33 protein-coding genes and 1 riboswitch are annotated in these 25,061 nt (G+C 59.5%); of the genes, 9 read left to right on the forward strand and 24 right to left on the reverse strand.

Annotated elements, in window-relative coordinates; genetic code table 11:
* The first annotated feature begins 16 nt into the window (after positions 1-16).
* Both I6J28_RS00785 and I6J28_RS00790 read left to right on the forward strand, forming a co-directional pair.
* Positions 17-901 (forward strand): carbohydrate kinase family protein, encoded by an 885-nt coding sequence (locus tag I6J28_RS00785; protein WP_204610243.1) that lies wholly within the window; start codon positions 17-19, stop codon positions 899-901.
* Positions 898-1,290: a multidrug transporter gene (locus I6J28_RS00790; RefSeq protein WP_049378870.1), complete on the forward strand. Its 393-nt coding sequence runs from the start codon at positions 898-900 to the stop codon at positions 1,288-1,290. Before I6J28_RS00785 ends, I6J28_RS00790 begins: the two co-directional genes overlap by 4 nt.
* A 36-nt stretch (positions 1,291-1,326) precedes the next feature.
* Here I6J28_RS00790 and I6J28_RS00795 read toward each other — a convergent pair whose 3' ends face one another.
* The 4 genes from I6J28_RS00795 to I6J28_RS00810 form a co-directional block, all read right to left on the reverse strand.
* Positions 1,327-2,169 carry an ABC transporter ATP-binding protein gene (locus tag I6J28_RS00795; RefSeq protein WP_204611373.1) on the reverse strand — a complete coding sequence of 281 codons (843 nt, stop codon included), beginning with the start codon at positions 2,167-2,169 and terminating at the stop codon, positions 1,327-1,329.
* 84 nt (positions 2,170-2,253) lie between these two features.
* Positions 2,254-3,288: a FecCD family ABC transporter permease gene (locus I6J28_RS00800; RefSeq protein ID WP_204610244.1), complete on the reverse strand. Its 1,035-nt coding sequence runs from the start codon at positions 3,286-3,288 to the stop codon at positions 2,254-2,256.
* 3 nt (positions 3,289-3,291) lie between these two features.
* The gene (locus I6J28_RS00805; RefSeq protein ID WP_204610245.1) at positions 3,292-4,377 is read right to left on the reverse strand and encodes a FecCD family ABC transporter permease; all 1,086 of its coding nucleotides are present in this window, start codon (positions 4,375-4,377) and stop codon (positions 3,292-3,294) included.
* A complete protein-coding gene (locus I6J28_RS00810; RefSeq protein ID WP_204610246.1) occupies positions 4,378-5,325 on the reverse strand; it encodes an ABC transporter substrate-binding protein in 948 nt (315 codons plus the stop codon).
* Between the two features lie 129 nt (positions 5,326-5,454).
* Between I6J28_RS00810 and I6J28_RS00815 the strand changes: the two genes are divergently transcribed.
* Complete coding sequence (locus I6J28_RS00815; protein ID WP_239454636.1) at positions 5,455-6,249, forward strand: siderophore-interacting protein; 795 nt, start codon at positions 5,455-5,457, stop codon at positions 6,247-6,249.
* A gap of 71 nt (positions 6,250-6,320) precedes the next feature.
* Here I6J28_RS00815 and rpsQ read toward each other — a convergent pair whose 3' ends face one another.
* From rpsQ to rpsJ, 11 genes are read right to left on the reverse strand one after another with little or no spacing between them, the layout of a single operon-like run.
* Positions 6,321-6,629: a 30S ribosomal protein S17 gene (gene rpsQ, locus I6J28_RS00820; protein ID WP_005322841.1), complete on the reverse strand. Its 309-nt coding sequence runs from the start codon at positions 6,627-6,629 to the stop codon at positions 6,321-6,323.
* 2 nt (positions 6,630-6,631) lie between these two features.
* Positions 6,632-6,862 carry a 50S ribosomal protein L29 gene (rpmC, locus tag I6J28_RS00825; protein WP_005322842.1) on the reverse strand — a complete coding sequence of 77 codons (231 nt, stop codon included), beginning with the start codon at positions 6,860-6,862 and terminating at the stop codon, positions 6,632-6,634.
* A complete protein-coding gene (gene rplP / locus I6J28_RS00830; protein ID WP_005322843.1) occupies positions 6,862-7,278 on the reverse strand; it encodes a 50S ribosomal protein L16 in 417 nt (138 codons plus the stop codon). Before rplP ends, rpmC begins: the two co-directional genes overlap by 1 nt.
* A gap of 3 nt (positions 7,279-7,281) precedes the next feature.
* Positions 7,282-8,025 (reverse strand): 30S ribosomal protein S3, encoded by a 744-nt coding sequence (gene rpsC, locus I6J28_RS00835; RefSeq protein ID WP_204610250.1) that lies wholly within the window; start codon positions 8,023-8,025, stop codon positions 7,282-7,284.
* Positions 8,025-8,387 carry a 50S ribosomal protein L22 gene (gene rplV / locus I6J28_RS00840; RefSeq protein WP_005276938.1) on the reverse strand — a complete coding sequence of 121 codons (363 nt, stop codon included), beginning with the start codon at positions 8,385-8,387 and terminating at the stop codon, positions 8,025-8,027. Before rplV ends, rpsC begins: the two co-directional genes overlap by 1 nt.
* A 3-nt stretch (positions 8,388-8,390) precedes the next feature.
* Positions 8,391-8,669, reverse strand: a complete 279-nt coding sequence (gene rpsS, locus I6J28_RS00845; protein ID WP_005276936.1) for a 30S ribosomal protein S19 — start codon at positions 8,667-8,669, stop codon at positions 8,391-8,393.
* Positions 8,670-8,682: 13 nt separating this feature from the next.
* Positions 8,683-9,519 carry a 50S ribosomal protein L2 gene (gene rplB, locus I6J28_RS00850; protein ID WP_204610252.1) on the reverse strand — a complete coding sequence of 279 codons (837 nt, stop codon included), beginning with the start codon at positions 9,517-9,519 and terminating at the stop codon, positions 8,683-8,685.
* A 35-nt stretch (positions 9,520-9,554) separates the two neighbouring features.
* Positions 9,555-9,857 (reverse strand): 50S ribosomal protein L23, encoded by a 303-nt coding sequence (gene rplW, locus I6J28_RS00855; protein WP_204610254.1) that lies wholly within the window; start codon positions 9,855-9,857, stop codon positions 9,555-9,557.
* On the reverse strand, positions 9,857-10,510 hold the full coding sequence (gene rplD, locus I6J28_RS00860; protein WP_005322847.1) for a 50S ribosomal protein L4: 654 nt from the start codon (positions 10,508-10,510) through the stop codon (positions 9,857-9,859). The genes rplW and rplD overlap by 1 nt, the downstream gene beginning before the upstream one ends.
* Positions 10,507-11,163, reverse strand: coding sequence for a 50S ribosomal protein L3 (rplC, locus tag I6J28_RS00865; protein ID WP_204610256.1), 657 nt, complete (start codon positions 11,161-11,163; stop codon positions 10,507-10,509). Before rplC ends, rplD begins: the two co-directional genes overlap by 4 nt.
* Positions 11,164-11,186: 23 nt before the next feature.
* Positions 11,187-11,492 (reverse strand): 30S ribosomal protein S10, encoded by a 306-nt coding sequence (gene rpsJ / locus I6J28_RS00870; protein ID WP_003848085.1) that lies wholly within the window; start codon positions 11,490-11,492, stop codon positions 11,187-11,189.
* 719 nt (positions 11,493-12,211) lie between these two features.
* Between rpsJ and I6J28_RS00875 the strand changes: the two genes are divergently transcribed.
* Genes I6J28_RS00875 through amaP form a run of 6 tightly spaced genes read left to right on the forward strand, consistent with a single transcriptional unit; the run spans position 12,212 to position 15,333 of the window.
* Complete coding sequence (locus I6J28_RS00875; RefSeq protein WP_204610257.1) at positions 12,212-12,691, forward strand: Asp23/Gls24 family envelope stress response protein; 480 nt, start codon at positions 12,212-12,214, stop codon at positions 12,689-12,691.
* A 5-nt stretch (positions 12,692-12,696) separates the two neighbouring features.
* Positions 12,697-13,044, forward strand: coding sequence for a hypothetical protein (locus I6J28_RS00880; RefSeq protein ID WP_049378862.1), 348 nt, complete (start codon positions 12,697-12,699; stop codon positions 13,042-13,044).
* Positions 13,045-13,046: 2 nt separating this feature from the next.
* Positions 13,047-13,241: a DUF2273 domain-containing protein gene (locus tag I6J28_RS00885; RefSeq protein WP_023020546.1), complete on the forward strand. Its 195-nt coding sequence runs from the start codon at positions 13,047-13,049 to the stop codon at positions 13,239-13,241.
* Complete coding sequence (locus I6J28_RS00890; RefSeq protein WP_204610258.1) at positions 13,241-14,206, forward strand: Asp23/Gls24 family envelope stress response protein; 966 nt, start codon at positions 13,241-13,243, stop codon at positions 14,204-14,206. Before I6J28_RS00885 ends, I6J28_RS00890 begins: the two co-directional genes overlap by 1 nt.
* Complete coding sequence (locus I6J28_RS00895) at positions 14,199-14,765, forward strand: DUF6286 domain-containing protein (RefSeq protein ID WP_204610259.1); 567 nt, start codon at positions 14,199-14,201, stop codon at positions 14,763-14,765. The genes I6J28_RS00890 and I6J28_RS00895 overlap by 8 nt, the downstream gene beginning before the upstream one ends.
* Positions 14,758-15,333, forward strand: coding sequence for an alkaline shock response membrane anchor protein AmaP (gene amaP / locus I6J28_RS00900; protein WP_204610260.1), 576 nt, complete (start codon positions 14,758-14,760; stop codon positions 15,331-15,333). Before I6J28_RS00895 ends, amaP begins: the two co-directional genes overlap by 8 nt.
* Here the strand turns inward: amaP and I6J28_RS00905 are convergent.
* From I6J28_RS00905 to I6J28_RS00945, 9 genes are all read right to left on the reverse strand, one after another.
* The gene (locus I6J28_RS00905) at positions 15,322-16,020 is read right to left on the reverse strand and encodes a hypothetical protein (RefSeq protein ID WP_204610261.1); all 699 of its coding nucleotides are present in this window, start codon (positions 16,018-16,020) and stop codon (positions 15,322-15,324) included. The genes amaP and I6J28_RS00905 overlap by 12 nt on opposite strands.
* Positions 16,021-16,193: 173 nt before the next feature.
* A complete protein-coding gene (gene tuf, locus I6J28_RS00910; RefSeq protein ID WP_204610262.1) occupies positions 16,194-17,384 on the reverse strand; it encodes an elongation factor Tu in 1,191 nt (396 codons plus the stop codon).
* Between the two features lie 393 nt (positions 17,385-17,777).
* Positions 17,778-19,907, reverse strand: coding sequence for an elongation factor G (gene fusA / locus I6J28_RS00915; RefSeq protein WP_204610264.1), 2,130 nt, complete (start codon positions 19,905-19,907; stop codon positions 17,778-17,780).
* A gap of 323 nt (positions 19,908-20,230) precedes the next feature.
* The gene (gene rpsG / locus I6J28_RS00920) at positions 20,231-20,698 is read right to left on the reverse strand and encodes a 30S ribosomal protein S7 (protein WP_204610265.1); all 468 of its coding nucleotides are present in this window, start codon (positions 20,696-20,698) and stop codon (positions 20,231-20,233) included.
* A gap of 6 nt (positions 20,699-20,704) precedes the next feature.
* A complete protein-coding gene (gene rpsL / locus I6J28_RS00925; protein ID WP_204610266.1) occupies positions 20,705-21,076 on the reverse strand; it encodes a 30S ribosomal protein S12 in 372 nt (123 codons plus the stop codon).
* A 233-nt stretch (positions 21,077-21,309) separates the two neighbouring features.
* Positions 21,310-21,861, reverse strand: coding sequence for a hypothetical protein (locus I6J28_RS00930; protein WP_204610267.1), 552 nt, complete (start codon positions 21,859-21,861; stop codon positions 21,310-21,312).
* 26 nt (positions 21,862-21,887) lie between these two features.
* Positions 21,888-22,658 (reverse strand): energy-coupling factor transporter transmembrane component T family protein, encoded by a 771-nt coding sequence (locus I6J28_RS00935; protein ID WP_204610268.1) that lies wholly within the window; start codon positions 22,656-22,658, stop codon positions 21,888-21,890.
* The gene (locus I6J28_RS00940; protein ID WP_204610269.1) at positions 22,651-24,078 is read right to left on the reverse strand and encodes an ABC transporter ATP-binding protein; all 1,428 of its coding nucleotides are present in this window, start codon (positions 24,076-24,078) and stop codon (positions 22,651-22,653) included. The genes I6J28_RS00935 and I6J28_RS00940 overlap by 8 nt, the downstream gene beginning before the upstream one ends.
* 14 nt (positions 24,079-24,092) lie before the next feature.
* Positions 24,093-24,707 carry an ECF transporter S component gene (locus I6J28_RS00945; RefSeq protein ID WP_204610270.1) on the reverse strand — a complete coding sequence of 205 codons (615 nt, stop codon included), beginning with the start codon at positions 24,705-24,707 and terminating at the stop codon, positions 24,093-24,095.
* Positions 24,697-24,838, reverse strand: a riboswitch (TPP riboswitch). It overlaps the preceding gene by 11 nt.
* Positions 24,839-25,061 lie beyond the last annotated feature (223 nt).

Consider the following 25,061-nt stretch of genomic DNA (forward strand, 5'->3'; position numbering starts at 1 on the left):
CCGATACTATGGAAACATGACTATTCATGTGTGCGGTGAAGGCCTCGTGGACCTCGTTCCGGTGGCCCCTGGCAGCTTGAACGACCACACGCCGGCGCTGGGCGGCGGGCCGTTTAACGTGGCCATCGCGGCCGCCAGACTGGGAGCAGACGTAGAGTTCCAGTCGCGCCTTTCTACCGATGGTTTCGGGCAGGAACTCGTTGGTCGCCTTGAGGCAGAGGGGGTAACCACCACTCACCTCCAGCGCGGTGACGAGCCCACAACCTTGGCTGTTACCACTATCCATGAGGACGGCTCGGCCTCCTATAACTTCTATATCGAGGGCACGGCCGATCGCCTGGTTGAGCCACAGCTGGTGCCGGCCGATATCGCATGCTTCGGCACGGTCTCCCTCGCTCTCGAACCAGGAGCCTCTCGCTATGCGCAACTGCTTAAGGATTTTGCCGCGCAGGGAACCCTGGTCGCCCTCGACCCGAATATCCGCCCCTTCTACGCTACGGCGGAGCACCGCGAATTCTTGGCGGAACTACTCCCCTATGTGACTTTGTTGAAGCTTTCCGACGAAGAGATCGAGTTCCTGGGCGATGACCTCATTTCGCAGGTGCCCATCGTAGTGGTCACCCGCGGCGGGGAGGGCCTTAGCGTTCGCGCGGGCGATACCACTCTTACGGTGCCGGCCGCGCAAGTAACCGTCTCCGATACCATCGGTGCCGGCGACACCGTCATGGCCGCCCTGCTGACCCAGATTGATGAACGCGGGCTCGACGCCGCTGCCCTTGCCACCCTAGACCCGGCGCAGTGGAAGGACATCTTGTCCTTCGCCGTAACTGCCGCTGGCATCACCGTTTCCCGCAAGGGTGCCAATCCCCCGCGCCGCGAGGAAGTAGAGTCTTCGCTATGACCTATACCAAGCGCACGCTGTGGCTCCACGCCGCGCTCTTTGTCCTCGCATTTCTCGCATTCATTCTGCCTGTAGTCTTTGGCACCGCCGCACTGCTGCCTGTTTGGCTCACTGGCGGTTTGAGCTTGGGCATTGCTGCCTGCGCGCTTGTCGACGCCGCCTATAAGTTCTTCGCCCCCTCCTCCCCACGCAGCCTGCGACTGCTCTCCGGTCTCGCCGGGCTCGTACTCCTTATTGGCTGGGGAATCTGGGTCTATATCTACGGCAATATGGCCGCCGTAGGCACAGGCTCCTATCGAATCGGCACCTTTTTGCTCGGCGCGGGAAGCGTGCTCAATCTTTTTGTAGTGGCAATTTCTTTTCTAGATGTACAACGAAAGGTCAAGTAAAGCGTCTAGCACACAGCCACTATTGGCAGCTCTCCACTAATGCGCCGCTACGACGCGGCGGGGAACGATGATGGGGGCATCGCCAAGCGGATCCTCCCAGGCCTCAGCCTCGATGCCATAGGCCTGCGCCAATACCTTCGGCGACAGCGCTTGTTTCGGTGCCCCACGAGCGATGATATCGCCGGATTTCATCACCACCATGGAATCAGAATAGTGGCCCGCCAGCATGAGATCGTGTAGGACTACAACCACTGTCTTTCCCGCCTGCGCCTGTGCGCGGGCCAACTCCAGCATGCGCATGGCATGGGCAGGGTCGAGGAAGGTCGTGGGTTCATCGAGAAGCAGCACGGGCGTGTCTTGTGCCAGGGCCAATGCCAGCCAAACGCGCTGGCGCTGCCCGCCCGATAGCGAAGCAATATCACGATCGAGGAAGTCTACAATTTCGGTAGCCTCGCAAGCCTGCGCAATAATCTCCCGGTCCGTCGCGGAAAGGCCGCGCATCCTCCCCTGATAGGGATGACGCCCGCGCGCGACCAACTCCCCCACCCGCAGCCCATCGGGGGCCACGGGGTGCTGTGGCAGTAGCGCCACCTGCTGCGCGGCAGCCTTCGCGGACATGGCGTGTAGGTCAACTTCCCCAACCATGACGCTGCCCTGCCGCGGGGCCAGGATTTTCGAGAGAGTTTTCAGCAGCGTGGACTTGCCGCAGCCATTCGGCCCAATGAGCGTGGTAACTTCGCCGGCGCGGGCGTGCAGATCAACGCCGGCAAGGATATCCTCGCCATCCTTATATCCCGCATGAATGCCGGTGGCGTGGAGGCTGCACCGAGGCTTCGGGCTCGTGGTCTGTTTTGGCTGATTAGGCCGATTATCCTTCATTTCTTTTCCTTCATCCACGTCTGACTGTCTAGCACCATCTGGCGCCGTGCTTATCCGTTCCCCTGCTGTGCCGCGGCACAACGTTTAGCTGCGCCCGGCCGCATTCCACACCAATATCACCAAGGCGCAGCCACCAATGACCGAGGAAACCGCACCCACCGGTGCATTTACCGGGATAGCACCAGCGATCACAGCACACACGGTCAGCAATGCGGCACCCGCGGCTGCCGATGCCAGCGGCGATGGCGTGGGGGTGCGCGCCACCATCCGCGCCAGGTGCGGCGCCAACAGCGCGATAAACCCAATGGGCCCCACCACCGAGACCACCACGGCGCTGATGCCTGTTGCCGCAATAAGCAGGAGTGCGCGCTGGCGGGCGATGTTCACGCCCAGGGTGGTTGCGGAGGAATCATCATGGGCAAGCAGCGGCAGCTCCCGCGCGCACCAGATGCCGATGGCGAGAAACGGCGCTAATGCCACCAGGAGGGGGAGGATGACCTCCATGTGCACAAATCCAGTCGATCCCGCGAGCCAAGTCTGCGCCTCCGCAGCGCGCAGGATCTGGGCGCTGCGCATAAAATACGCGACGAGGGCGTTAAACATCAGCGATAACGCAATACCGATGATGACGATGCGGTTGCTCGTACCGATGCCACCCAGAACAGCGAGGAGGATGACAACGAGGAGGGCGCCGATCATCGCCAGGCATGCCCGCCACCAAAACTCCGGGATACCCTCGGCGAAACTGGGGCGCGAATGCACGGTGCCCAAGACCACCAGCACCGACGCCCCGCCGGTAACGCCTAAAATATCCGGGGAGGCCAGCGGGTTGCGAGCCATGGTTTGCGTCCAAGAACCGGCCAGGCCGAGGGCTGCCCCCACGATAACGGTGGCGATGGCAACCGGCAGGCGCAAGTCCCACACCACCCTGATGTGGTTCTTGCTGCCGCCTCCGGTGAGGACATCGATAACCTGCCGCGGACTCAATGCCATGGGACCTTGCCCCAGTAGCACTAGGTACGCGCTAAGGGCGATGAGGATGAAAGCCAGCGTGGAAGCGAGCACGCGCACGTGCCGGCGGCGTTGTTGAGCTTTTAAAATATTGCTGATTGCGGTCATGCTTTATTGCCCCCATGCTCTGCCCACGCCGCGGTGAGCACCCCAAATGAGGAAAGGTGCGCCCACTATCGCGAGGACGATCGACATCTCCAGCTCCGAGTTACCCGCAATGAGGCGGCCGGTGATATCAGCGGCAAGCACGGCACAACCGCCCAAGAGCGCGGAGGGCAAAAGCAAGGTGGCAACGCTAGGGCCCACCACCCGCCGCACGATGTGGGGAATGGCAAAACCGACGAAGGCAATAGGACCCGTTGCTGCCGTTGCGCTGCCAGCCAACACCACGACGCTGAGCGCCGCGCCCACCCGCGCGGTAGTGGGGGACCCACCCAAGGTGAGGGAGGACTCCTCCCCCATTGCCAGAAGGTCGAGGGGTCTAGCCACCATCGCCGCGCACGCTACGCCAATAACTAGCCCTATGCCCGCGATCGCGACATCTTCTGGGCCGCGGCCAAAGGTCGAGCCGATAGTCCACCGCCGCATGCTATCGAGGACGTCCGTGGAATATAGACCGATGATCGTCGCGCCCGATCCCAAAGCTGCGGAGACGCCGGCGCCCACCAGAATGAGCGTCAGGGGATCCTCAAACCGCCGCGATACGGCTAAGACCAGCAGCGTAGTAATACCCGCGCCAACGAGCGCGAGGGTAGTCCGCATACTGGTGGAGGTAGCAATACCAATGGCCGTGCCTAAGGCAACGAAGAAGGACGCGCCCGCGGTAACACCAATAAATCCTGGATCCGCTAACGGGTTTCTGGTCCACGATTGCGCCAGCACACCTGCCACAGCAAGGGCCGCGCCGGCGAAATAAGCCAAGAAGGTGCGCGGCATGCGCAGGTTCCACACGATATCGCGGATATCCTGCTCCCCTGCCCCGTGCAGGGCAGCGATAACCTCCCCGGGCGGAATCGAGCGGGATCCCACCGCCAAAGACGCCACCGCCAACACCAGGCTGGCGAGAATGAAGGCGACAAGGAGCACTTTATGACTCTGTGCCCGCGCCACTACCGTTGCGGGGGTGCCGGTGGTCGTAGGACTATCTGCTGCGGAATCCGCCTGGATTTGTTGGCCGTCCATCGTGGTTGCTGACAATTACAGCTTCTCTTCAAATTTATCTACTGCCCAGGGGATGGTCACCGGATTGGGCATACTCATGGCATTGCCGGTATCGGTATCCAAGTAGCGCACGCGACCCTCCTTGACAATGTCGAGGCCTTGGAAGGTCTTATCCTTCTTCAAGGCATCGGAGGAGCCGTTGTAGTCCAGGACAAAGAGGTAATCAACCTGGTTAAGCTTCGCGTAGTTTTCTGGGGCAATGTCGACGAAGAAGCTGCCGCCATCGCCCTGCAATGCATCGGGGATCTCCATGCCAAGGTCCTCGATAAATTGTCCACGCCCATCCTCCTCGGTGTATAGGCCAATTTTGCCGTCATAAGGCATGACGATGGCCGCAGACTTATCCTTCAATTCCGCGTGCTCGTGGCGGAACTCCTCGAAGGCCTTTTCGGTGTCATCGATAAGCTTATCGCCTTCGTCTTCTTTGTCCACCGCATCCGCGATGGTCTCTACCTGCTTTTCCCAGGGTACCTGCCAGTCTTCATAGCCGTTCGGCTTGACGGTGGTAGGCGCGATTTCTTCCAGGGATCCCTTCGTGCGTGAATCCACCGCCTGGTTCACCGCAATGATCTGGGTGGGGTCGGCCGCGGTGACCTGCTCAAAGGTATCCGCGGTAAATCCGGTTGCGGTATTATAAATCACCTCAGGCTTTGCCTCACCCAAAAGTTCCTCTGCCCAGGGGCCGACGCCAGAAGGGTCGCCATCGCCCTTAGCACCCCACGGCGCCACCGTTACGGGAGCGATCCCCAGGGCAAGCAGCGTGTCCGCATCACCTAGACCCAGGCTAGCCACGCGCTGCTTGCTGGCAGCGTCGGTCGCCTGAGTTGTTTCATCTCCCTCACCACGCGAGCAACCGCCTAAAGCTACGGCTCCGGCGGAAAGCATTGCGACTGCGCCCATGGTGCGACGGCCGAAAATCTTCATGAGGTTAAGCCTTTCAATAAAGGAGGAAAATAACCTTGCTTACCCTATAACGCATAGCCCCGATTAGGCAAGGCTAAACTAAACTAGTAATTTTTTAGACACATGAACCCTTCCTTACGATCGGCCCCAATGTCTGCGCACGAACTCATCCCCGTTACTTTGACCGCCAATAAACGGATACGTCCGCGCTTGCACCGGCTCACGTTCTACGCCGAGGCTTTCCGGACATACACCCTCTCCGGTCCCGATGAATTCTTTGGACTCGTCATGCCCCGAGATGAACAGGAATTTACACCCTTCCCCGTCGACGGCATAAACCTCCGCTCGGCTGTGAGCGCGATCGACGAGGAGAGGCGGCCGGACCTGCGCTGGTACACCATCCGCGCGCTCCACTCGGAGGAGGCCACAGTCGATGTCGACGTGGTGACACACGGTGATTCAGGACCTGGCTCGCGGTGGATTCGCCGCGCACAAGCCGGAGATACAGCGGGATTCTTCACCTGCAACGCCCTGTGGCGGCCAACCGAGAAGCCACAACTTCTAGTCGCCGACGCATCCTCCTTGCCCGCGCTGCGGCACATTTTGGCCTACCAAGAAGACCATAACCCGGAAATGCTTCGGGCCACCGACGTTATAGCCGTGGTTACCAGCAACGACGAGGTAGAACCAGGCCTCGCAGCTAGATGGGAGGCGAGCGTACGCAGCCTGCGAATTATTCATACCCAAGCGCACGAGGAGGCGGAGGCTGTCGTTGCCGCCCTGAGAGCGGACTATGCCGGTGCGCTGGGGCCAGGGTACGTATGGGCTTCCGGCGAGGGGAGGCTAGCAAAAAGCGTGCGAGGCCTCGCGGTGAATGAATGGGGCCTAGATACCACCGACGTCACGTGGGTACCCTACTGGTTTTATGGAAGGGCCCGGCCGTAAAGAAGTCCTAAAACGGCAAAGGCCCCGCCCCGAACCATAAGATTCGGAGCAGGGGCTGCGCTGGCTAATTTTTACTTAGCCTTCTCGATGATCTCAACGAGACGGAAGTGCTTGTCCTTGGACAGCGGGCGGGTCTCAGCGATGCGTACGAGATCGCCGATGCCTGCGGTTTCTTCCTCGTCGTGCGCCTTAACCTTCTTGTTAGAGCGCATGATCTTGCCGTACAGGGCGTGCTGCTTGCGGTCTTCCAGCTCGACAACGATGGTCTTGGTCATCTTGTCGGATACTACGTAGCCGGTGCGAACCTTAGGAGCGCCCTTGACCTTCTCCTTCTTCGGAGTAGGTGCCTTCTTGGAATCAGTCACGTTAGCCTCACTCATGATTAAGCCTCAGCTCCCGGAGCAACGGACAGGCCCAGCTCGCGCTCGCGCAGAACGGTGTAGATGCGGGCAATGTCGCGCTTAACCGTGCCGATGCGGCGGTTGTTGGTCAGCTGGCCAGTGGCCTTCTGGAAGCGGAGGTTGAACAGCTCTTCCTTCGCATCCTTCAGGCGGGACTGCAGCTCAGCGTTGTCGAGCTCACGGAACTCGTGGGCGGGGGTACCGGTTGCCATTAGAACTGGTCCTCCTTCTTGATGATGCGGACCTTGCAAGGAAGCTTCTGGCCTGCACGGCGCAGAGCCTCAATAGCAACGGCCTCGGTTGGGTAGCTCATCTCGAAAAGTACGCGGCCTGGCTTAACGTTAGCCACCCACTTCTCAACCGGGCCCTTACCTGAACCCATACGAACGCCGAGCGGCTTCTGGGTCAACGGACGGTCCGGGAAGATGTTGATCCACACCTTGCCACCACGCTTGACGTGGCGGTTGATGGCAATACGTGCGGCCTCAATCTGACGGTTGGTGATGTACGCCGGCTCGAGAGCCTGGATTGCGTAATCGCCGAAGTTGATGCGGTTACCGCCCTTGGACACGCCGCGACGGTTCGGGCGGTGCTGACGGCGGTACTTAACACGCTTAGGAATCAGCATGGATTAGCCCTCCTGCTTCTGCTGTGCACGCTGGCGGCGCTGGCCACCGCGGCGGGAGCGACCATTGCGGTCACGGCCACGGCCCTGTGCCGGAGCGTTCAGTTCGGACTCGCGTACGCCACCGACGACGTCACCCTTGTAGATCCACACCTTGATGCCAATGCGGCCGAAGGTGGTGTGGGCCTCTGCGGTGCCGTAATCGATTTCGGCGCGAAGAGTGTGCAGCGGAACGCGACCCTCGTGGTAGCGCTCAACGCGGGACATTTCTGCACCGCCCAGGCGGCCGGACAGCAGGATCTTGATGCCCTTAACCTGTGGCTGGCGCATAGCGGACTGGATAGCCTTGCGCATTGCACGACGGAATGCGACACGGTTAACCAGCTGCTCCGCGATGGAGTGAGCAACCAGGGTTGCGTTTGCGTCTACCTGCTTAACCTCGAGGATGTTGAGGGCAACCATCTTGCCGGTGAGCTTTTCCAGCTCGCGACGGATGCGGTCAGCCTCAGTACCGCGGCGGCCAATCACGATGCCCGGGCGGGCGGTGTGAATGTCGACGCGGACGCGGTCGCGGGTGCGCTCGATGACGACGTCGGCAATGCCGGCGCGCTCGAGGCCCTTGTTGAGGTAGTTACGAATCTTGATGTCTTCGGCTACGTAGTTCGCGTAGTCCTTATCGGCGAACCAGTGGGTCTTCCAGTCGGAAGTGATGCCCAAACGTAGGCCGTGAGGATGGATCTTCTGGCCCATTACTTGGCCCCTTCCTGCTGGCTTTCGACCACCACGGTGATGTGGCTGGTGCGCTTACGAATCATGAATGCACGACCCTGTGCACGCGGCTGGAAACGACGCATGGTCGGACCCTCGTTGGCATAAGCCTCGGAGATGACCAGGGTGCGTGGGTCGAGGCCGAAGTTGTTCTCAGCGTTAGCGGCTGCAGAAGCAACGACCTTAGCAACTGGCTTGGAGGCACCCTGCGGTGCGTACTTCAGGATAGCCAGGGCTTCGCTTACGGACTTGCCGCGGACCAGATCGAGCACGCGACGTGCCTTCATCGGGGTGACGCGGACGTAGCGGGCCGTGGCGGATGCGGAGGTGATGGTCTCACTCATCGCTTATCGACGTCCCTTCTTGTCATCCTTGACGTGACCCTTAAAGGTCTTGGTTGGTGCAAACTCGCCCAGCTTGTGGCCGACCATGGAATCCTCGATGAAAACCGGCACGTGCTTGCGGCCGTCATGGACGGCGAAGGTGTGACCGATGAAATCGGGGAGAATGGTCGAGCGGCGAGACCAGGTCTTGATGACCTGCTTGGTGCCTGCATCGTTCTGAGCATCCACCTTGTTGAGGAGGTGCTCATCGACGAACGGGCCCTTCTTAAGGCTGCGTGGCATTGTTTACCTCCTCTTAGCGCTTCTTGTTCGGGCGACGACGGCGCACGATCATGTTGTTGGAGTAACGGTTCGGGTTGCGGGTACGACCCTCCTTGTGGCCCCATGGGGACACAGGGTGGCGACCACCCGAGGTCTTACCCTCACCACCACCGTGTGGGTGGTCAACCGGGTTCATAACGACACCGCGGACGGTCGGGCGTACGCCCTTCCAGCGCATACGGCCGGCCTTGCCCCAGCGGATGTTCATCTGCTCGGCATTGCCAACCTCACCTACGGTGGCGCGGCAGCGGATATCCACGCGGCGGATTTCGGAAGACGGCATACGCAGGACTGCGTACTTGCCTTCCTTACCCAGCAGCTGAATGGAAGCACCAGCGGAGCGAGCCAGCTTAGCGCCAGCGCCCGGCTTAAGCTCAACAGCGTGGATGATGGAACCGGTCGGGATGTTACGCAGAGGCAGGTTGTTGCCAACCTTGATATCTGCATTCGGGCCGGACTCTACGATAGTGCCCTGCTTCAGGCCCTTCGGGGCGATGATATAGCGCTTCTCGCCATCAACGTAGTGAAGCAGTGCAATGTTTGCGGTGCGGTTCGGGTCGTACTCGATGTGAGCGACCTTTGCCGGAATGCCGTCCTTGTCGTTACGACGGAAGTCGATCAGACGGTAACGGCGCTTGTGGCCACCGCCGATGTGGCGGGTGGTGATGCGGCCGTAGTTGTTACGGCCACCAGTCTTGCTCAGCGGGCGCAGCAGGGACTTCTCCGGAGTAGAACGAGTGATCTCGTCAAACTCAGAAACGGAGGATGCGCGGCGACCCGGAGTTGTCGGCTTGTATTTACGAATAGCCATAATTCTTCCTTTTCCTTTCGGCTCTCCGGTGGCGCTTAAGCGCCGCCGCCGAAGACGTCGATGGAGTCGCTGCCTTCACGGAGCGTCACGTATGCACGCTTGGTGGACTTACGCTGGCCGTAACCGGTGCGGGTGCGCTTACGCTTACCTGCACGGTTCACGGTGTTCACGGAGTCGACCTTTACGTCAAAGATCTGCTCTACGGCATCTTTAATCTGGGACTTGTTGGAGTCCGTGGAGACGTAGAACGTATATACGTTCTGCTCCATCAGACCGTAGGACTTCTCGGATACAACCGGGGCGATGATGACATCGCGTGGGTTAGAAATCTTAGCCATTAGTTCTCCTCCTTATCCGCGCCGGTTGCGCGGTTGATGAAGGTGTGTAGCGCCTCAACGGAGAACACAACGTCATCGGAGTAGAGAACGTCGTAGGTGTTGAGCTGGCCAGCGTCCAGGATCTGGACGTTAGGCAGGTTATTAGCGCTACGACGAGCATTGATGTCCTCGCGGCCGATGACCAGCAGCACATTCTTGCGCTCGGTCAGGGACTCGAGGAAGGCCTTGGCCGACTTGGTGGACGGCTTCTGGCCCGGTACGAGCTCTTCGATGACGTGGATGCGCTCGTTGCGAGCACGGTCAGACAGTGCACCGAAGAGAGCAGCCTTGATCATCTTCTTAGGGGTGCGCTGTGCGTAGTCGCGTGGCTGTGGGCCATGGACGGTGCCGCCACCGGTGTAGTGCGGTGCGCGGATAGAGCCCTGGCGTGCACGGCCGGTGCCCTTCTGACGGAAAGGCTTGCGACCACCACCGCGGACGTCGCCGCGGGTCTTGGTTGCGTGGGTGCCCTGGCGTGCAGCAGCAAGCTGAGCGTTAACAACCTGGTGCATCAAAGCAATGGATGCCTCGGTGTCAAAGATTTCAGCTGGCAGGTCTACAGAGCCGTTGGTCTTACCCTCGGAAGTGTGGACGTCTAGCTTGAGGTTGCTCATGCGTGTGCACCGCCCTTCACTGCGGTCTTAACGGTGACGAGGCCGCCGCGCGCACCGGGGATAGCACCCTTGATGAGCAGCAGGTTGGACTCGGCATCGATTTTCTGAATCTTCAGGTTCTGGGTGGTCACGCGGTCGTGGCCCATACGGCCAGCCATGCGCTTGCCCTTGAAGACGCGGCCCGGGGTAGCAGCTCCGCCGATGCCGCCAACGCGGCGGTGAGCGGCCTGGTTACCGTGAGCTGCGCCCTGGCCTGCAAAGCCGTGGCGCTTCATGCCACCAGCGTAACCGTGGCCCTTGGTCTTGCCGGTGACGTCAACGAAGGAGATACCCTCGAAGATGTCAACCTTGACCTCTTGGCCAACCTCGTAGGCAGAGGTGTCGTCCATGCGGATTTCCGCAACGTGACGGCGCGGGGTTACGCCAGCCTTCTTGAAGTGACCACCAACCGGCTTGTTTGCCTTGCGTGGGTCGATTTCGCCAAAGGCGATCTGGATGGCGCTGTAGCCATCGGTTTCGGGGGTGCGAATCTGGGTGACAACGCATGGCCCTGCCTCGACGACGGTAACCGGCACAACGCGGTTGTCCTCGTCGAAGACCTGGGTCATGCCGAGCTTCTTGCCCAGAATGCCCTTGATCTCGTTTTCACTCATTATTTGTTCTCCACCAAAGTCGCTTACTGGATGTTCACGTCGACGCTTGCCGGAAGATCGATGCGCATAAGAGCATCAACGGTCTTCGGGGTTGGGTCGAGAATGTCGATCAGGCGCTTGTGAGTGCGCATCTCGAAGTGCTCGCGAGAGTCCTTGTACTTGTGCGGAGAACGAATAACTGCGTATACGTTCTTCTCGGTTGGGAGCGGCACTGGGCCAACTACACGAGCACCGGTACGGGTAACGGTCTCGACGATCTTCTTTGCAGAAGCGTCGATAGCCTCGTGGTCATAGGCCTTCAGCCGAATGCGGATTTTTTGTCCCGCCACGCTTATCCTCTTCCTCGCTTCCCCACTTTCACATTCCCGGCGTTTCCGGGGCGTGAAGCGGTGGGAAATTGCTTCTCGATTTCTCTATAACGTTGTCCGGGCTTGGGGCCTGACACAACGCCAGTGGTCTGACTGTCATGACGACCAAGAGTTGCGGTACATGGCAAGGGCCAGAACGCAGTGCTCTCGACGGGGTACAAGACCCGTAATCAAAGTATTGTGAAGAGGACGGTTTTCACGCATTACACGTGGAGAGTGTCCAATTCGTCTACTGCCGCTGTTTATTTGCCATGCCCCTTCTCCGGTCCATCTTCTCGGGGTGTCACTGCTCTAACGCGGACCTAGCCCGATTGGATGACCTTCCAGTCAATGCTTCAGGTTTCCCTGAACCATGGCGACAACGAAGGTGTCATGTTCGCTTTACCAGCTCAGCGTCTCCCCGAGACTCACGCTTGGCGACGTCCGCCGCCATCACCGAATCTCGGTTCTCGCTGCCCTGTTAAAGCAACCTTTGTATTTAAGCATGTTGGGCTGCGGTTTTTCAAGCCGCGCATTAAACCGTGCCAAAAATCACGTTTTGGAAAATTTTGTTGGCCCACACCCCACACTCGCTTGAGAAGTATCTAAGCTCGGAGGCACTGGCTAAGGACTTTTTGTCCTGCCTAGATATCTAAATATCGCGTTCATGCATCACCCTACAAAGAAAGGCGCAATCGCCCATGTCTGAAAACAAGACTCCTGCACACAACACCGACAACCAGGTTCCTGCTTCCGAGGAGCGCGAGGTCAATAACAACCTGGAGACCCAGTACGGCACCACCACCATCGATGATGTCGTGGTGTCCAAGATTGCCGGTATCGCTGCCCGCGAGGTCTCCGGCGTGGATTCCCTGGGTGGCGGCGGAGCCCGCATGATCGGCAATATCCGCGAGTCCTTCGGCGCTTCTGAGGACGTCCGCCAGGGCGTCGACGTTGAGGTTGAAGACGGCACCGCTCGCATCGAGATTGCCATCACCGCAGAGTACGGCGTAGCTATCCACGAGCTTGCCGAGGCCATCCGCCGCAACATCATGAATGCGGTAGAGCGCATGACCGGCCTGAGCGTCGAGCGCGTCAACGTTGTTGTTCACGACGTAAAGCTGCCGAAGGATGAGTCCGAGGCGGAAGACCAGGCTGCTTTGAACCAGGGTCAGGCTTAAGCCCAATGCCTGAGCCCCGAGCACGTTTTGAGCTCGAGGTAAGCCACGCCCGCGCTATTGCAGAGGCAGTCCAGAAGGTACGCGGCGTCGCCGCGCTCGACGGCGGTTCGTTCGGTTCGGTGAGTTTGTACCTACCGGGCGAACGCATCGTCGGCATGCGTCGGCCCGACCCGCGCGATGATCGCCACCTGCAGATCAACATTCGCGTTGATATAAGCGCCGCGCCGGACCTTTATGCCTTGGCAGAAGATATTCGGTCCGCCGCCCGTGGGGCTTGTCCCGAACTGCAGCGCATTGACGTTGAGTTTTCTGACGCCGTAGATGGCTTATCCGCTGCTCCATCGAAGGAATAGATATGAAGAATTACACCACTTTGGGCATCATTTCCGGCCTTATTCTTGCCTTCTTCTTGCACCTAGGCTGGGGTCCTACTTTGCTCGCCGTACTCCTTGCCGCAATCGGCGGCATTGTGGGAGCACACTTTGATGGCCGTATCGATCTCACTTCTGTGTGGAATGGCCTCATTGGTAAGGAGAAAGGCCAAGGTTAATGACAGATAGTTCCACTCAGGGCCACACGCGTATCTCGCTGCGGACCATGGAACGCATCGTTACCGCCGCGATTGCTAGCGTGCCCGGCACCAAGGCTATAGAGGCCAAGCTAGCGGGCATCGGCGGCCGCGGTTTTCCACGGGTCTCGGTCCAAATGGACTCGGAGCGCGAGGTAGCGGCCGTCAACGCCACCATTGGCGTAGTGTGGCCTTCGCCGGTCACCACGGTGGCGGAACATACTCGTGCCGCCATCTCGGAGGCCATCGCGGCACACACCGGTTATTCCACAACTCGCGTCAATGTCACCGTCGGCGGTTCCGTTCCGGGCAATCGAGTAACTTCCGCAGAGGTGGAGCAGCGCCAGGTCGCTGCTGCCGTCGCGCCACGCATCACGCCCTCGCCGGTATGGCAGCCGGTCACTGCAAAGTCGGTGAATGTACGCAGCATTGCCACACCGCAGGAGGCACCGGTGCGCACCATCGCCGCGCCGGCTAATGGCGTCGCAGTGCAGTCCGTGGACACCCCGCGCGAGACCGAGGTACGCAACATTTCCACTGACCTCCCAGACCACCAGCTGCGTGAGATTTCGTCCCCAAGCGACCACACGGTACGGCCGATTAGGGAACCCAAGCCGGTTCGCGTGCACAGCGTGGCTGCACCTCGCCCAGCCAGGTTGATCCCGAGTGGGCAGGTTCGTCCACTGGCACGGAAAGTTCAGGTAGCAGTCCCTCGGCCGCAGCCGCTGCGCGAGATTGAAATTCGGCACGAGTGGACTCCGCGCCGGGTCGAGGCCCCCAAGTCTGCCCCTGCGCGCACGGTAAAGGCCCCGCGGCCACAACCGCTCAAGAGCATTGAGGTCACGCCAGCAAATCCTCGGCCGTCGCACGTCGATGCGCCACGACCCGAGCCCTTGCGCGCCATTTCCATTAACCCGTATCGCCCACAAGGAGGCAATAATGGCTGATCAGCACATGCCTGAACACTTCGGGCTGCAGCCGAAGGCGTCTCCGGCGGCGCGTACTTGGGCCGTAATCCTTGGGCTCCTACTGCTCGCCGCGGGCGTCATCGGCGTGCGCGAGACGTGGCTGGTGGGTTCCGGCTCCGATGCCCAGTCCTGGGTACAGCCGGTGCTTAATCTCATTGCCACCGAAGACCTGCAGACGTGGATGATTTGGGCCGGCGTTGCCTCCATTGTCGTAGGCCTGATTTTCCTCTTCGCGGCAGTGAAGACCCGCCGCACCACGCACATGCAACTAGCCTCCGATACCGCGTCCATGTGGATGCGGCCGGTGGATATCGCTCGCCTCTCGTCGGCCACTGCTCGCCGTGTTCCGGGCGTGGCCTCCGCACAGACCTCCGCGGATAGCAAGACTGCCAAGGTCACCGTCAATGGCGATACCGAGGATGCAGAGTTACAGGGCCGGGTGGAGACCGCGGTAACACGCTGCCTGGCTCATCTCAAGAACCCGCCGCAGGTCACCGTAGCTGTAGAGAAGATTCCGGAGTTGGATAACAATGTCTAGAAAACTTGCTACCTTTGACCGTATCCTGCTGGGCCTGCTGGGAATCATCCTCATCGCTTTGGGCGTGTGGCCTATCTTGATCCACTTCAATGTGGAAATTGCCAAGTACTTAGCCCTGTGGGTGGACCACGATACGTGGAAGAGCCTGGCGGACAATGATTGGTGGGTGTGGGCGCTAGCCGGCGGCTCCGCACTGCTACTTATTCTGGGGCTGTGGATTGTGGTGGCCAATCTGCGCCACCGCCGCTTCAATAACGTGGAGTCCGCTTCGTCCAATGACAAGGGCTCTATCACGACGTCGATGAACGCTATCGCCGGCGCCGTGGCCCAAGATTTGGATGGAGTCAAGGGAGTAGACCATGTAGAGCGCCTCGTGGCCTATGACCGCGCGCGGCCCACGCTGCAGTACACGGTGACGGCAAATCCGGACACCCCGGTGGAGCGCCTTACTGGCGCCGTTGAAACCAATGAACGCGATTTCCGCGCAGCGTTTCCGGACGCCGATTTGGACACCATCTACAAGCTGCAGTTCAGCAAGGTAGGTCCGATGAAGGACCTATCCGAATAGCGGGTTCGGAGTCTCCGCCACCAAGATTTCCTGAACGGTCCCAAGGCGGGCCGACTCGCCGCCCCCGAGAATCATTTCCAATTCCTCGCCGGGGCGGCATTTTTCTATGCGCTGCCAAGAGTAGTCCTGGCGAGTTACGCGGCGGTTTTCCTTAGCAAATAGGTGCAGGCCGTGGTCGAGAACCCCGATAGTCTCGCAGAAACGCAGAACAAAGACATAATCACCGAGCTCTTGCCTCTTGAGGCCTTCAAGATTTGGGCGCTCGGTGTTAAGCCGCATGAGGATGGAGACTACTCCGAAGCGGTATTCAAACCCCTCCGTATCACGAATGGTGAAGGGACGGCCGGGGCCTGTAGGGCGAATAGAATTGTAAGCCCACACCACGGGCTGGGTATCGGACCGCCGCACAATGATGTGGGTGGGAGTGGCGGTAATGCGGTAAGCAGGGGCGTCGGCAAGCACGAGCCACTCCCCGGCCGCAATGCGGCCGCCTTCTAAAGGTAGCAGGGGCGGGTGGACGCCCGCTTGGCGCTCCAATTCTGCTACCAGCTCCGCATCGCTCGCACCCCAACCGATTCCTCGATTAGCCAGCATGGCAAAGAAGGTGGGAAGGCTCAGATCGGGTTGGCCCTCCCAGGCGCGGCGGAGGGACTCGAGGGTGGGGTCGATGCGGGTGGGATCATCCATATCCCTACACACTATACCAGCCCAAGCATACCGGGCCCATCGCAGCCCAGAAGGATCGTACGGACGGCAGCAACACCATATGGGGCGAGCGTGAAATATAGATCAAAAAATCCGCGCCACCCGAAGGTGGAGCGGACTCTTTAAAGCTCTACTGAGCGGTTACGGGGTATCGATTACTCGATAACCTTGGTAACGCGGCCAGCGCCGACGGTGCGGGAGCCCTCGCGGATAGCGAAGCGCAGGCCCTCGTCCATAGCGACCGGCTGGATGAGCTCAACGGACATCTCAACGTTGTCGCCAGGCATAACCATCTCGGTGCCCTCAGGCAGGTTAACAACACCGGTAACGTCAGTGGTACGGAAGTAGAACTGCGGACGGTAGTTGTTCATGAACGGGGTGTGGCGGCCGCCCTCTTCCTTCTTCAGGACGTAGACGGAACCCTCGAACTTGGTGTGCGGGGTGTAAGCGCCCGGCTTGATAACAACCTGGCCACGCTCAACGTCCTCACGCTTGGTACCACGCAGAAGCAGACCACAGTTGTCGCCAGCCTCGGTGTAGTCCATCATCTTGCGGAACATCTCGATACCGGTAACGGTGGTGGTCTGGGACTTCTCCTGGATACCGATGATCTCAACGTCCTCGTTGACGTTCAGACGGCCACGCTCAACACGGCCGGTAACAACGGTACCGCGGCCGGTAATGGTGAAGATGTCCTCGATAGGCATCAGGAACGGCTGGTCGGTAGCACGCTGCGGATCCGGGATGGAGTTGTCGCAGGCTTCCATCAGGTCAACGACGGACTGTACCCACTTCTCTTCGCCCTCAAGAGCCTTCAGAGCGGAAATGTGGGTGATAGGAGCTTCCTCATCGTAGTCCTGCTCTGCGAGCAGCTCACGGATCTCCATCTCAACGAGCTCGATGATTTCCTCATCATCAACCATGTCGCACTTGTTCAGTGCAACGAGGATGTAAGGAACGCCAACCTGGCGAGCAAGCAGAACGTGCTCGCGGGTCTGCGGCATCGGGCCATCGGTTGCAGCAACAACCAGGATAGCGCCGTCCATCTGAGCAGCGCCGGTAATCATGTTCTTGATGTAGTCGGCGTGGCCCGGAGCGTCAACGTGTGCGTAGTGGCGCTTCGGGGTGGAGTACTCAACGTGGGAGATGTTGATGGTAATACCGCGCTCCTTCTCCTCAGGAGCCTTGTCGATCATGTCGAACGCGAATGCCTGGTTCTCCTCAGGGTACTGGTCAGCCAGAACCTTGGTGATCGCTGCGGTGGTGGTGGTCTTGCCGTGGTCGACGTGTCCGATGGTGCCGATGTTCACATGCGGCTTCGTACGCTCGAACTTCTCCTTTGCCACTGTATGTCCTCCTGGACTATATGGTGGCTACGACCTTCGCAGCCACGTGGTTGACAGTTGTCATTGGCACCCGACCCACAGTATGTGGGGCAAAGCGCTAATGACGCTTTCTTTACGTGCCAGTTACACGATCCTAGATTTATGTCGCGGTTTTTTCAAACCGCCGTTATAGGAGGTAACCCCGCGAAAAATCGCGGCCATTTCCCTCGACAAGAATCTTTTGAAAAGGATCCTGGGAGGGTAACGGCCGGCTCAATTCACAACCTATAAACCTAAGCTGCAAACTCAGCCCGCCGCTACCCTGGCCCAGTTGTCCCCGCCCGCGGCGGGTCTGGCATCTACTGGCGAAGATTACCAGCCCGACTAAACCGCGGAAGAGACGGGGGCTAACGCTTAGTTAGCACCGCCAGTGCGCTCCTCGATGATCTCCTGTGCAACGGAGGATGGAACCTCTGCGTAGGAATCGAAGACCATGGTGAAGTTTGCGCGGCCTGCGGTGGAAGAACGCAGGTCACCGATGTAACCGAACATCTCGGACAGCGGCACCTTAGCCTTGACAACCTTCGCACCGGAGCGGTCTTCCATAGCGAAGACCTGGCCACGACGGGAGGAGATGTCACCGTTAACGGTACCCATGTACTCCTCAGGGGTAACAACCTCAACGGCCATCATTGGCTCGAGCAGAACCGGCTTAGCCTTGGCCATTGCTTCCTTGAAGACCTGGGAGCCGGCCAGCTTGAAGGCCATCTCGGAGGAGTCGACGTCGTGGTACTGGCCGTCTTCCAGGGTGGCCTTGATGTTAACCATCGGGAAGCCTGCCAGGTAGCCGTACTGCATAGCGTCCTGGATACCAGCGTCAACGGAAGGAATGTACTCCTTCGGAACGCGGCCACCGGTAACGGCATTCTCGAATGCGTAGGTTGCGGACTCGCCCTCTTCCAAGGTCTCTGGGTCCGGGTTGTACGGCTCGATGGTGCAGATAACCTTTGCGAACTGGCCGGAGCCACCGGTCTGCTTCTTGTGGGTGTATTCCATGGACTCAACCTTCTTGCGGATGGTCTCACGGTAAGCAACCTGCGGGTTACCGATGTTGGCCTCAACCTTGAATTCGCGCTTCATGCGGTCAACCATAACGTCGAGGTGGAGCTCGCCCATGCCGCCGATAACGGTCTGGCCGGTCTCTTCATCCAATTCAACGGTGAAGGTTGGGTCCTCAGCAGCGAGCTTCTGGATAGCGGTACCCAGCTTCTCCTGGTCAGCCTTGGTCTTTGGCTCAATGGAAACCTTAATAACTGGATCCGGGAAGTCCATGGACTCGAGGATGATCTGGTCATCCTTGTCACACAGGGTGTCACCGGTGGTGGTTTCCTTCAGGCCGATAACCGCGTAGATGTTACCTGGGTCAGCCTGCTCAACAGGGTTCTCCTTGTTGGCGTGCATCTGGAACAGCTTGCCGATGCGCTCCTTCTTACCCTTGGTGGAGTTCATAACCTCGGTGCCCGGCAGAACCTGACCAGAGTAAACGCGGACGAAGTTCAGCTGCCCGAAGAACGGGTGTGCAGCAACCTTGAAGGACAGTGCAGAGAACGGGGACTCAACGGAAGGCTTACGCGTAACCTGCTCATCCTCGTCGCCGACAGCGTGGCCGACAACCTCGCCAACATCGAGTGGGTTCGGGAGGAAGTCAACGACAGCGTCGAGAAGCGGCTGGACGCCCTTGTTGCGGTATGCGGTACCGCAGTAAACCGGGTAAATCTCGGTGTTGATGGTCAGTTTGCGGATGCCGGCCTTGAGCTCCTCAATGGTCAGCTCCTCGCCGCCGAAGTACTTCTCCATGAGTTCTTCGTCGGACTCAGCAACGGTCTCGACCAACTTCTCGCGGTACTCTGCAGCCTTGTCCTTGAGGTCCTCAGGGATATCTTCTACAACAGGCTCTGCACCGGTCTCGACCTTGCCGCGCCAGGTCAGTGCCTGCATGTTCAGCAGATCAACGATGCCGTCGAAGTCATCTTCAGCACCAATAGGCAGCTGCATTACCAGCGGCTTAGCGCCCAGGCGGTCCTCAATGGTGGAGACGGTGTAGTAGAAATCTGCGCCCAGTTTGTCCATCTTGTTGACGAAGCAGATACGCGGAACGTCGTACTTAGCAGCCTGACGCCACACCTGCTCAGACTGTGGCTCAACGCCTTCCTTGCCATCGAAGACAGCAACAGCGCCATCGAGAACACGCAGGGAGCGCTCGACCTCAATGGTGAAGTCAACGTGACCCGGGGTGTCGATGATGTTGATCTGGTTGTTGTCCCAGAAACAGGTCACGGCAGCGGAGGTAATGGTGATGCCGCGTTCCTTCTCCTGTGCCATCCAGTCAGTGGTGGACGCACCGTCGTGGGTCTCGCCCACCTTACGGTTAATACCGGTGTAGAAGAGAATACGCTCGGTGGTGGTCGTCTTACCAGCATCGATGTGGGCCATGATGCCGATGTTGCGGACCTTGTTCAGATCCTTAAGCACTTCTTGTGCCACGTTTATACCCCAACTTAATAGTCGTCGACGCCGTGACCAGGTTTCTGGCTATGACGCCTGCATGGATAAGGTCATGTATATTTTTGCCACTATTTGGCCGTCCTCGGGGCAGCCTGCCCCTAGACTTCCATCGCTTCAGTGTACTGGACACTCCACGATGCCGCTGGACTGGGCAGGGATACCGCCCAGAGATCACACCCATTAGGGCAAAAAATGGCCCAAGCAAGAGATATGGAGTTTTGTGTTGCCGCGGCAGGAAAACTGCCGGCAGCCAGCGCGAAACTTGTTTCTCGTTGCTTGGGCCATTGATGTGGGTGCTGAAATTACCAGCGGTAGTGGGCGAAGGCGCGGTTGGCCTCTGCCATCTTGTGAGTATCCTCACGACGCTTAACGGAAGCGCCGAGGCCGTTGGAGGCATCCAGGATCTCGTTTGCGAGACGCTCAATCATGGAGTTCTCGCGACGCTGGCGGGTGAAGGTCACCATCCAGCGCAGTGCCAGGGTGGTAGCACGGTCAGGGCGAACCTCAACCGGCACCTGGTAGGTAGCGCCACCGACACGGCGGGAGCGAACCTCGAGGTCTGGGCGGATGTTGCCCAGTGCCTTTTCCAGGGTGCCAACCGGATCGGTACCGGTCTTCTCGCGGCAAGCCTCGAGAGCGCCGTAGACGATGCGCTCTGCGGTGGACTTCTTGCCGTCCTGGAGGATCTTGTTGACGAGCATGGTGACCTGCTCGGAGTTGTATACCGGGTCCTTGACTACAGGACGCTTCGGAGCAGCATTCTTACGCATTGTTTATTACTGTCCCTTCTTTGCGCCGTAACGGGAACGTGCCTGCTTACGGTCCTTGACACCCTGGGTATCCAGAGCGCCGCGGACGATCTTGTAACGAACACCAGGAAGGTCCTTCACACGGCCGCCGCGAACGAGGACCATGGAGTGCTCCTGCAGGTTGTGGCCCTCACCCGGAATGTAGGCGGAAACCTCAATACCGGTGGTCAGGCGAACACGAGCAACCTTACGCAGTGCGGAGTTCGGCTTCTTAGGAGTGGTGGTGTACACACGGGTGCACACACCGCGACGCTGCGGGGAACCCTTCAGCGCAGCGGTAGACACCTCAGAACGCTTGCTGTGGCGGCCCTTGCGGACCAGCTGCTGAATAGTTGGCATTTAACAGTCTTTCTGTCGAATCGCACCGAAGCCAAAAGAAAGGAACCAAACATGCCAAAATAGGCGCTCTTTCCCGGGGCGCTGCCGCATGTCCAGAACTCTTTCCAAAGCCGGTGCTTTGTAAAGGATCAGACTCTTCACCGCGCGCCTAGAAAGGCACGCGTAGTGAACTGAGGTTTAGAGTAGCAAACCGATCGCGCTTGATACAAAACGCAACCAGGTCCTTCCTCCTGCTAGGACCATTCCCAGACCAGGTCCGCCTCGGCGGCCTTGGTGGCAAAGTAGTCCTTTTCCTGTTCTTCCCAGGTTTCAAACCACTGCTCGTAGTCAGGCTCGCGGGCGATGGCGCGTTCGCGGCGTTGGTCCCGGGGGCCATCGATAAGCACGCTTACCACCGCTCCCCTCTCCTTTGCTGCTGCGATATTGGCCGGGGTTACCGAGCCCACGCCTTCGACAATAAGGTCATCGCGGACGTCCAGACTTGCCCAGTCTCCAGGGGCGTCTGCCTCCCAATCCCAGCGCCAATAGCCCGGGTTCATGGTGCGCAACACCTGCTCTGCCACCATGTCAGAGCCCTTGTCCAACCCGTGCCAGCCGGGATAGAACTCATCGAGGTGCACTACCCGCCAATTGGTGCGCTCGGCCAGCGCGGCGGAAGTCCAGGTTTTTCCGGCGCCCGAAGGGCCGTCGATAAGTACGGTCACCGGCTTGAAGGCACGCTTTCTGGCTGCCGCCAGCTTGACGACGTCCTCTAAAAGGCGCTCTAGTTGGCTATCAAAGTCCATGGTCGCTCAATCACTGCTTTCGCGGTTTATAGGCCGAAGAATCTCCAGGCCCCAGTGAGTACCGAAACTACCACCGGTACGAAAGCGAAGACAGTACCTAGGGCCATAATCCACCCATCGCGGGCCCGCAGGCGGGACTCGCGCGCCCATGTCCGTGCCCTTCCTCCAGGTGGAGTACGACCAAATCCGCGCGCCTCCATAGCCGTGGCCAACTTGCCACCGCGGCGCAGCGCGATGACCAAAAGCCCGAAGGACATAGTAAGCAGATGCTTCAGCTTGCCGACGTCCGTCAGCCCCCTCGCCCTGCGCGCCATACCCAACGACTGCCAGTCAGATTGAAAGAGCGTCATCATACGCACACCGGCCACCGCACCAATAACAAACCGCGAGGGTAGCTTCAGGATCTGCGATAGGGCATCTCCCAATTCGGTCGGATCAATATCGCGGGCTAGGACCACCATGGGTAGGGCCACTGCAAAGACACGCAGCGTAATGGCGATCGCGAGGGTCAGCGAGTTCTGTGTGACCGTAATAAGCCACCAGCTGAAGTACTCCGTGCCACCAGGCTCGCCATATAGCAGCATCGAGATGCCAGAAATCGGTGCAATGAGAAAGAGGAACCAACCGCCCTTTAGTAGCTGCCCCCATGACACCCCGCACAGCGGCGCGAGGATCAGGGTAAGCGTCAGCGATACCGCAGCCGAGATCCAGTCAATGGAGGCCAATAGTGGGGTAACCCAGATAAACATCAAAAAGATGCGGCTAAGCGGATTAGCCCCGTGCAAAAGATTAGGCACCGCGCACCTCCACTCGGTGATCCCCCAAGGCCTGGATAAATAGCGGGTCATGGGTAATGGAGGCGATGGTGATGCCGTCATCCGCCAATTGCCGCAGCAAGCGCACCAGCTCCACAAAGGTCTGAGGGTCTTGCCCAAAGGTGGGCTCATCCAAGAGCAGCACCGACGGCGCGGTCACCAAGGCAGTGGCCACAGATAGGCGTCGTTTCTCGCCGCCCGAGAGCGTAAACGGGTTAGCGTCTAAGAGATGTTGCAGGCGCAGTGATTCCACCAGCTGCGCGATCCTTTCCTCCGGCGGGTCCGCGCGCATTACCTTGGGCGCAACGCGCAGCTCTTCGGCCACCGTGCGGGCGACGAATTGGTGCTCCGGATTCTGGAAGACAAAGCCAATGCGGTCCGCTAGCTCGCGTGATTTCCAGCGGAGCGGTGACCCTTTGACCCCGCGTCGCACGAAATCGGCCACCCCAATTTCCCCGGATTTAGCCGGCAGCAACCCGGCCATGGTCATCAACCAGGTGGACTTACCCGCGCCATTCGGCCCGGTAATGACCGTGGATGCTCCCGCCGGCAGCGCAATCGTGCGTGGTGGCCCATAACGCGTGACGAGGTCGGTGCTCCACAGCGCGGCTTCGCGCTGCGCAAGCTCGGCCTCGCTGAGGCGGCGCGCCTGCAGCAGGCCGGAGACCTGGCGGCGCTGGGCCACCTCCGCGAAGGAAGTATCCGCTACGATGCGCCCGCGGTCCAGCTCCACTGCGCGGTCGAGCACACCGTCCCACGCTGCGTGCTGGTGCTCTACCACCACGAGCGTCGCGCCGGTTTCTTCCACCAGCCTAGAGACCGCTCGCACCACATCGCGCGCGCCGGCTGGATCCAGGTTGGCCGTGGGCTCATCCAGCAGCACCACACCCGCGCCCATCGCAATGACACCGGCCAACGCCAAACGCTGTTTTTGGCCACCAGAAAGCCTCTCAGTGGGAAAATCCAGCGGTACAAAAGGCCCCACCAACTCCTTGGCAGCCGCTACTCGACGCCAAATATCCTCACGCGGGTAAGCCAGGTTCTCACAGCCGAATGCAATGTCATCGCCTACGCGCGCGGAGATCACCTGCGAGTCTGGGTCCTGGAGCACCAACCCCACCGGGATGGAGCGCCCCGGTTCCTCCACCATGCCGGTGGAGTCTTCAAGAAGAATCTCGCCTGTGCGAGTTCCCTCCTCATCGGAGCCGAGCACTCCTGCCATCGCGGCCAGCAAAGTGGACTTACCCGATCCCGAGTCACCACACAGCAGTACCCGCTCGCCTGGCTCAATGACCAAGTCAATATCGGCCAAAGCCGGCTGCTTTCGTCCCGCATGGGTCCACCCAAAGCCACGGGCGGTTATCTTGGTGGCATTTCCCGCCAGCGTTGAAAAATCAGACACCGAAACAACACGCCCTAAGCGCGCTGTTCACGGCCTGCGGCAAAGCGATCCAAGGCACCGGTCTTCGCCAACGCCTTGACCACAAAATAGCCCAACGCACCGGCCAAAATGGCACCGGAAACGCTCAGCGTAGCCAGGTAAATAATCTTAAACTCAAAGCTACGAGCCAGGTTGCCGGAGAGAAACAGCTCCAGAACAAAAGCACCCCAACCGGCAGCCATGCCGGCCAAGATAGACACGCCCAGACCAAACCTACGGTAGAGGAAAATTGCCAGGATGATCTCCACACCAATGCCCTGCGCGAGGCCGGAGTACAGGGTGCTAAAGCCCCACTGGGAGCCCAGCACCGCAGAAACGGTTGCGGCAAGAACCTCCACATAGACAGCCGCACCCGGCTTGCGAATAATCAGGCCACCCAGCACGCCACCGATAAGCCAAATACCAGTAGCAATGCCTCCCAGGCCCGGAGTCACGGCATCCATGGCCTCAAACCAGGCATAGCCCACCGCATTCCACCCCAGGAACACGAAACCACAGGCCACGCCCAAAACGGACGCCACCACAATATCGACCACGCGCCAGTTCAAGCTGCGCTTCGGTGCTGCAGACACACGTGTATTAGTAGTCATAATTTCCTCCCTCTCGCCGGCATTATCCGGATCAGGTTCAACGGTTCGCCACAACTTCTGTGGCATCTCAGCCTCTACCTTGCTCAACGAGCTCAGTGTCAGCACAGGCAAAAGCACCCGTGATTTGTGCAATTATCAAACCTCAGTCACGAGCCACACAGACGTATGCGCGTTCCTGACCAAAAGCTGTACTCATCCTAGCAAGTCCCAACACCCCTACCCCTTACTACCACCCCGCACGCAGCATAAGGTTCAGCCACATCATCGAGACTTGTCTACCTACCCAGCACCGAACGAGCACCTTCCCCACAGCGCGACCCAGATGCTCACCACCCTCCACCAAAGCCACCCAAA

The sequence above is a fragment of the Corynebacterium tuberculostearicum genome (genome assembly GCF_016894265.1).
In the GTDB taxonomy this organism is placed as follows: Bacteria; Actinomycetota; Actinomycetes; order Mycobacteriales; family Mycobacteriaceae; genus Corynebacterium; species Corynebacterium tuberculostearicum_D.

Bases quoted from the DNA above. Each gene is read 5' to 3' on its own strand.
- rpmC (WP_005322842.1), bottom strand. From the start codon at position 6,862: ATGGCAACCGGTACCCCCGCCCACGAGTTCCGTGAGCTCGACAACGCT.
- I6J28_RS00875 (WP_204610257.1), top strand. From the start codon at position 12,212: ATGTCTGAAAACAAGACTCCTGCACACAACACCGACAACCAGGTTCCT.
- I6J28_RS00790 (WP_049378870.1), top strand. From the start codon at position 898: ATGACCTATACCAAGCGCACGCTGTGGCTCCACGCCGCGCTCTTTGTC.
- I6J28_RS00885 (WP_023020546.1), top strand. From the start codon at position 13,047: ATGAAGAATTACACCACTTTGGGCATCATTTCCGGCCTTATTCTTGCC.
- rpsS (WP_005276936.1), bottom strand. From the start codon at position 8,669: ATGCCACGCAGCCTTAAGAAGGGCCCGTTCGTCGATGAGCACCTCCTC.
- amaP (WP_204610260.1), top strand. From the start codon at position 14,758: ATGTCTAGAAAACTTGCTACCTTTGACCGTATCCTGCTGGGCCTGCTG.
- rplD (WP_005322847.1), bottom strand. From the start codon at position 10,510: ATGAGCAACCTCAAGCTAGACGTCCACACTTCCGAGGGTAAGACCAAC.
- I6J28_RS00905 (WP_204610261.1), bottom strand. From the start codon at position 16,020: ATGGATGATCCCACCCGCATCGACCCCACCCTCGAGTCCCTCCGCCGC.
- I6J28_RS00795 (WP_204611373.1), bottom strand. From the start codon at position 2,169: ATGAAGGATAATCGGCCTAATCAGCCAAAACAGACCACGAGCCCGAAG.
- rpsG (WP_204610265.1), bottom strand. From the start codon at position 20,698: ATGCGTAAGAATGCTGCTCCGAAGCGTCCTGTAGTCAAGGACCCGGTA.
- I6J28_RS00890 (WP_204610258.1), top strand. From the start codon at position 13,241: ATGACAGATAGTTCCACTCAGGGCCACACGCGTATCTCGCTGCGGACC.
- rplB (WP_204610252.1), bottom strand. From the start codon at position 9,519: ATGGCTATTCGTAAATACAAGCCGACAACTCCGGGTCGCCGCGCATCC.
- I6J28_RS00815 (WP_239454636.1), top strand. From the start codon at position 5,455: ATGTCTGCGCACGAACTCATCCCCGTTACTTTGACCGCCAATAAACGG.
- I6J28_RS00800 (WP_204610244.1), bottom strand. From the start codon at position 3,288: ATGACCGCAATCAGCAATATTTTAAAAGCTCAACAACGCCGCCGGCAC.
- I6J28_RS00930 (WP_204610267.1), bottom strand. From the start codon at position 21,861: ATGGACTTTGATAGCCAACTAGAGCGCCTTTTAGAGGACGTCGTCAAG.
- I6J28_RS00895 (WP_204610259.1), top strand. From the start codon at position 14,199: ATGGCTGATCAGCACATGCCTGAACACTTCGGGCTGCAGCCGAAGGCG.
- rplP (WP_005322843.1), bottom strand. From the start codon at position 7,278: ATGCTGATTCCTAAGCGTGTTAAGTACCGCCGTCAGCACCGCCCGAAC.
- I6J28_RS00810 (WP_204610246.1), bottom strand. From the start codon at position 5,325: ATGAAGATTTTCGGCCGTCGCACCATGGGCGCAGTCGCAATGCTTTCC.
- rplC (WP_204610256.1), bottom strand. From the start codon at position 11,163: ATGAGTGAAAACGAGATCAAGGGCATTCTGGGCAAGAAGCTCGGCATG.
- rpsL (WP_204610266.1), bottom strand. From the start codon at position 21,076: ATGCCAACTATTCAGCAGCTGGTCCGCAAGGGCCGCCACAGCAAGCGT.
- rplV (WP_005276938.1), bottom strand. From the start codon at position 8,387: ATGAGTGAGACCATCACCTCCGCATCCGCCACGGCCCGCTACGTCCGC.
- I6J28_RS00945 (WP_204610270.1), bottom strand. From the start codon at position 24,707: ATGACTACTAATACACGTGTGTCTGCAGCACCGAAGCGCAGCTTGAAC.
- I6J28_RS00785 (WP_204610243.1), top strand. From the start codon at position 17: ATGACTATTCATGTGTGCGGTGAAGGCCTCGTGGACCTCGTTCCGGTG.
- I6J28_RS00880 (WP_049378862.1), top strand. From the start codon at position 12,697: ATGCCTGAGCCCCGAGCACGTTTTGAGCTCGAGGTAAGCCACGCCCGC.
- rpsC (WP_204610250.1), bottom strand. From the start codon at position 8,025: ATGGGCCAGAAGATCCATCCTCACGGCCTACGTTTGGGCATCACTTCC.
- rpsQ (WP_005322841.1), bottom strand. From the start codon at position 6,629: ATGAGTGAGGCTAACGTGACTGATTCCAAGAAGGCACCTACTCCGAAG.
- rplW (WP_204610254.1), bottom strand. From the start codon at position 9,857: ATGGCTAAGATTTCTAACCCACGCGATGTCATCATCGCCCCGGTTGTA.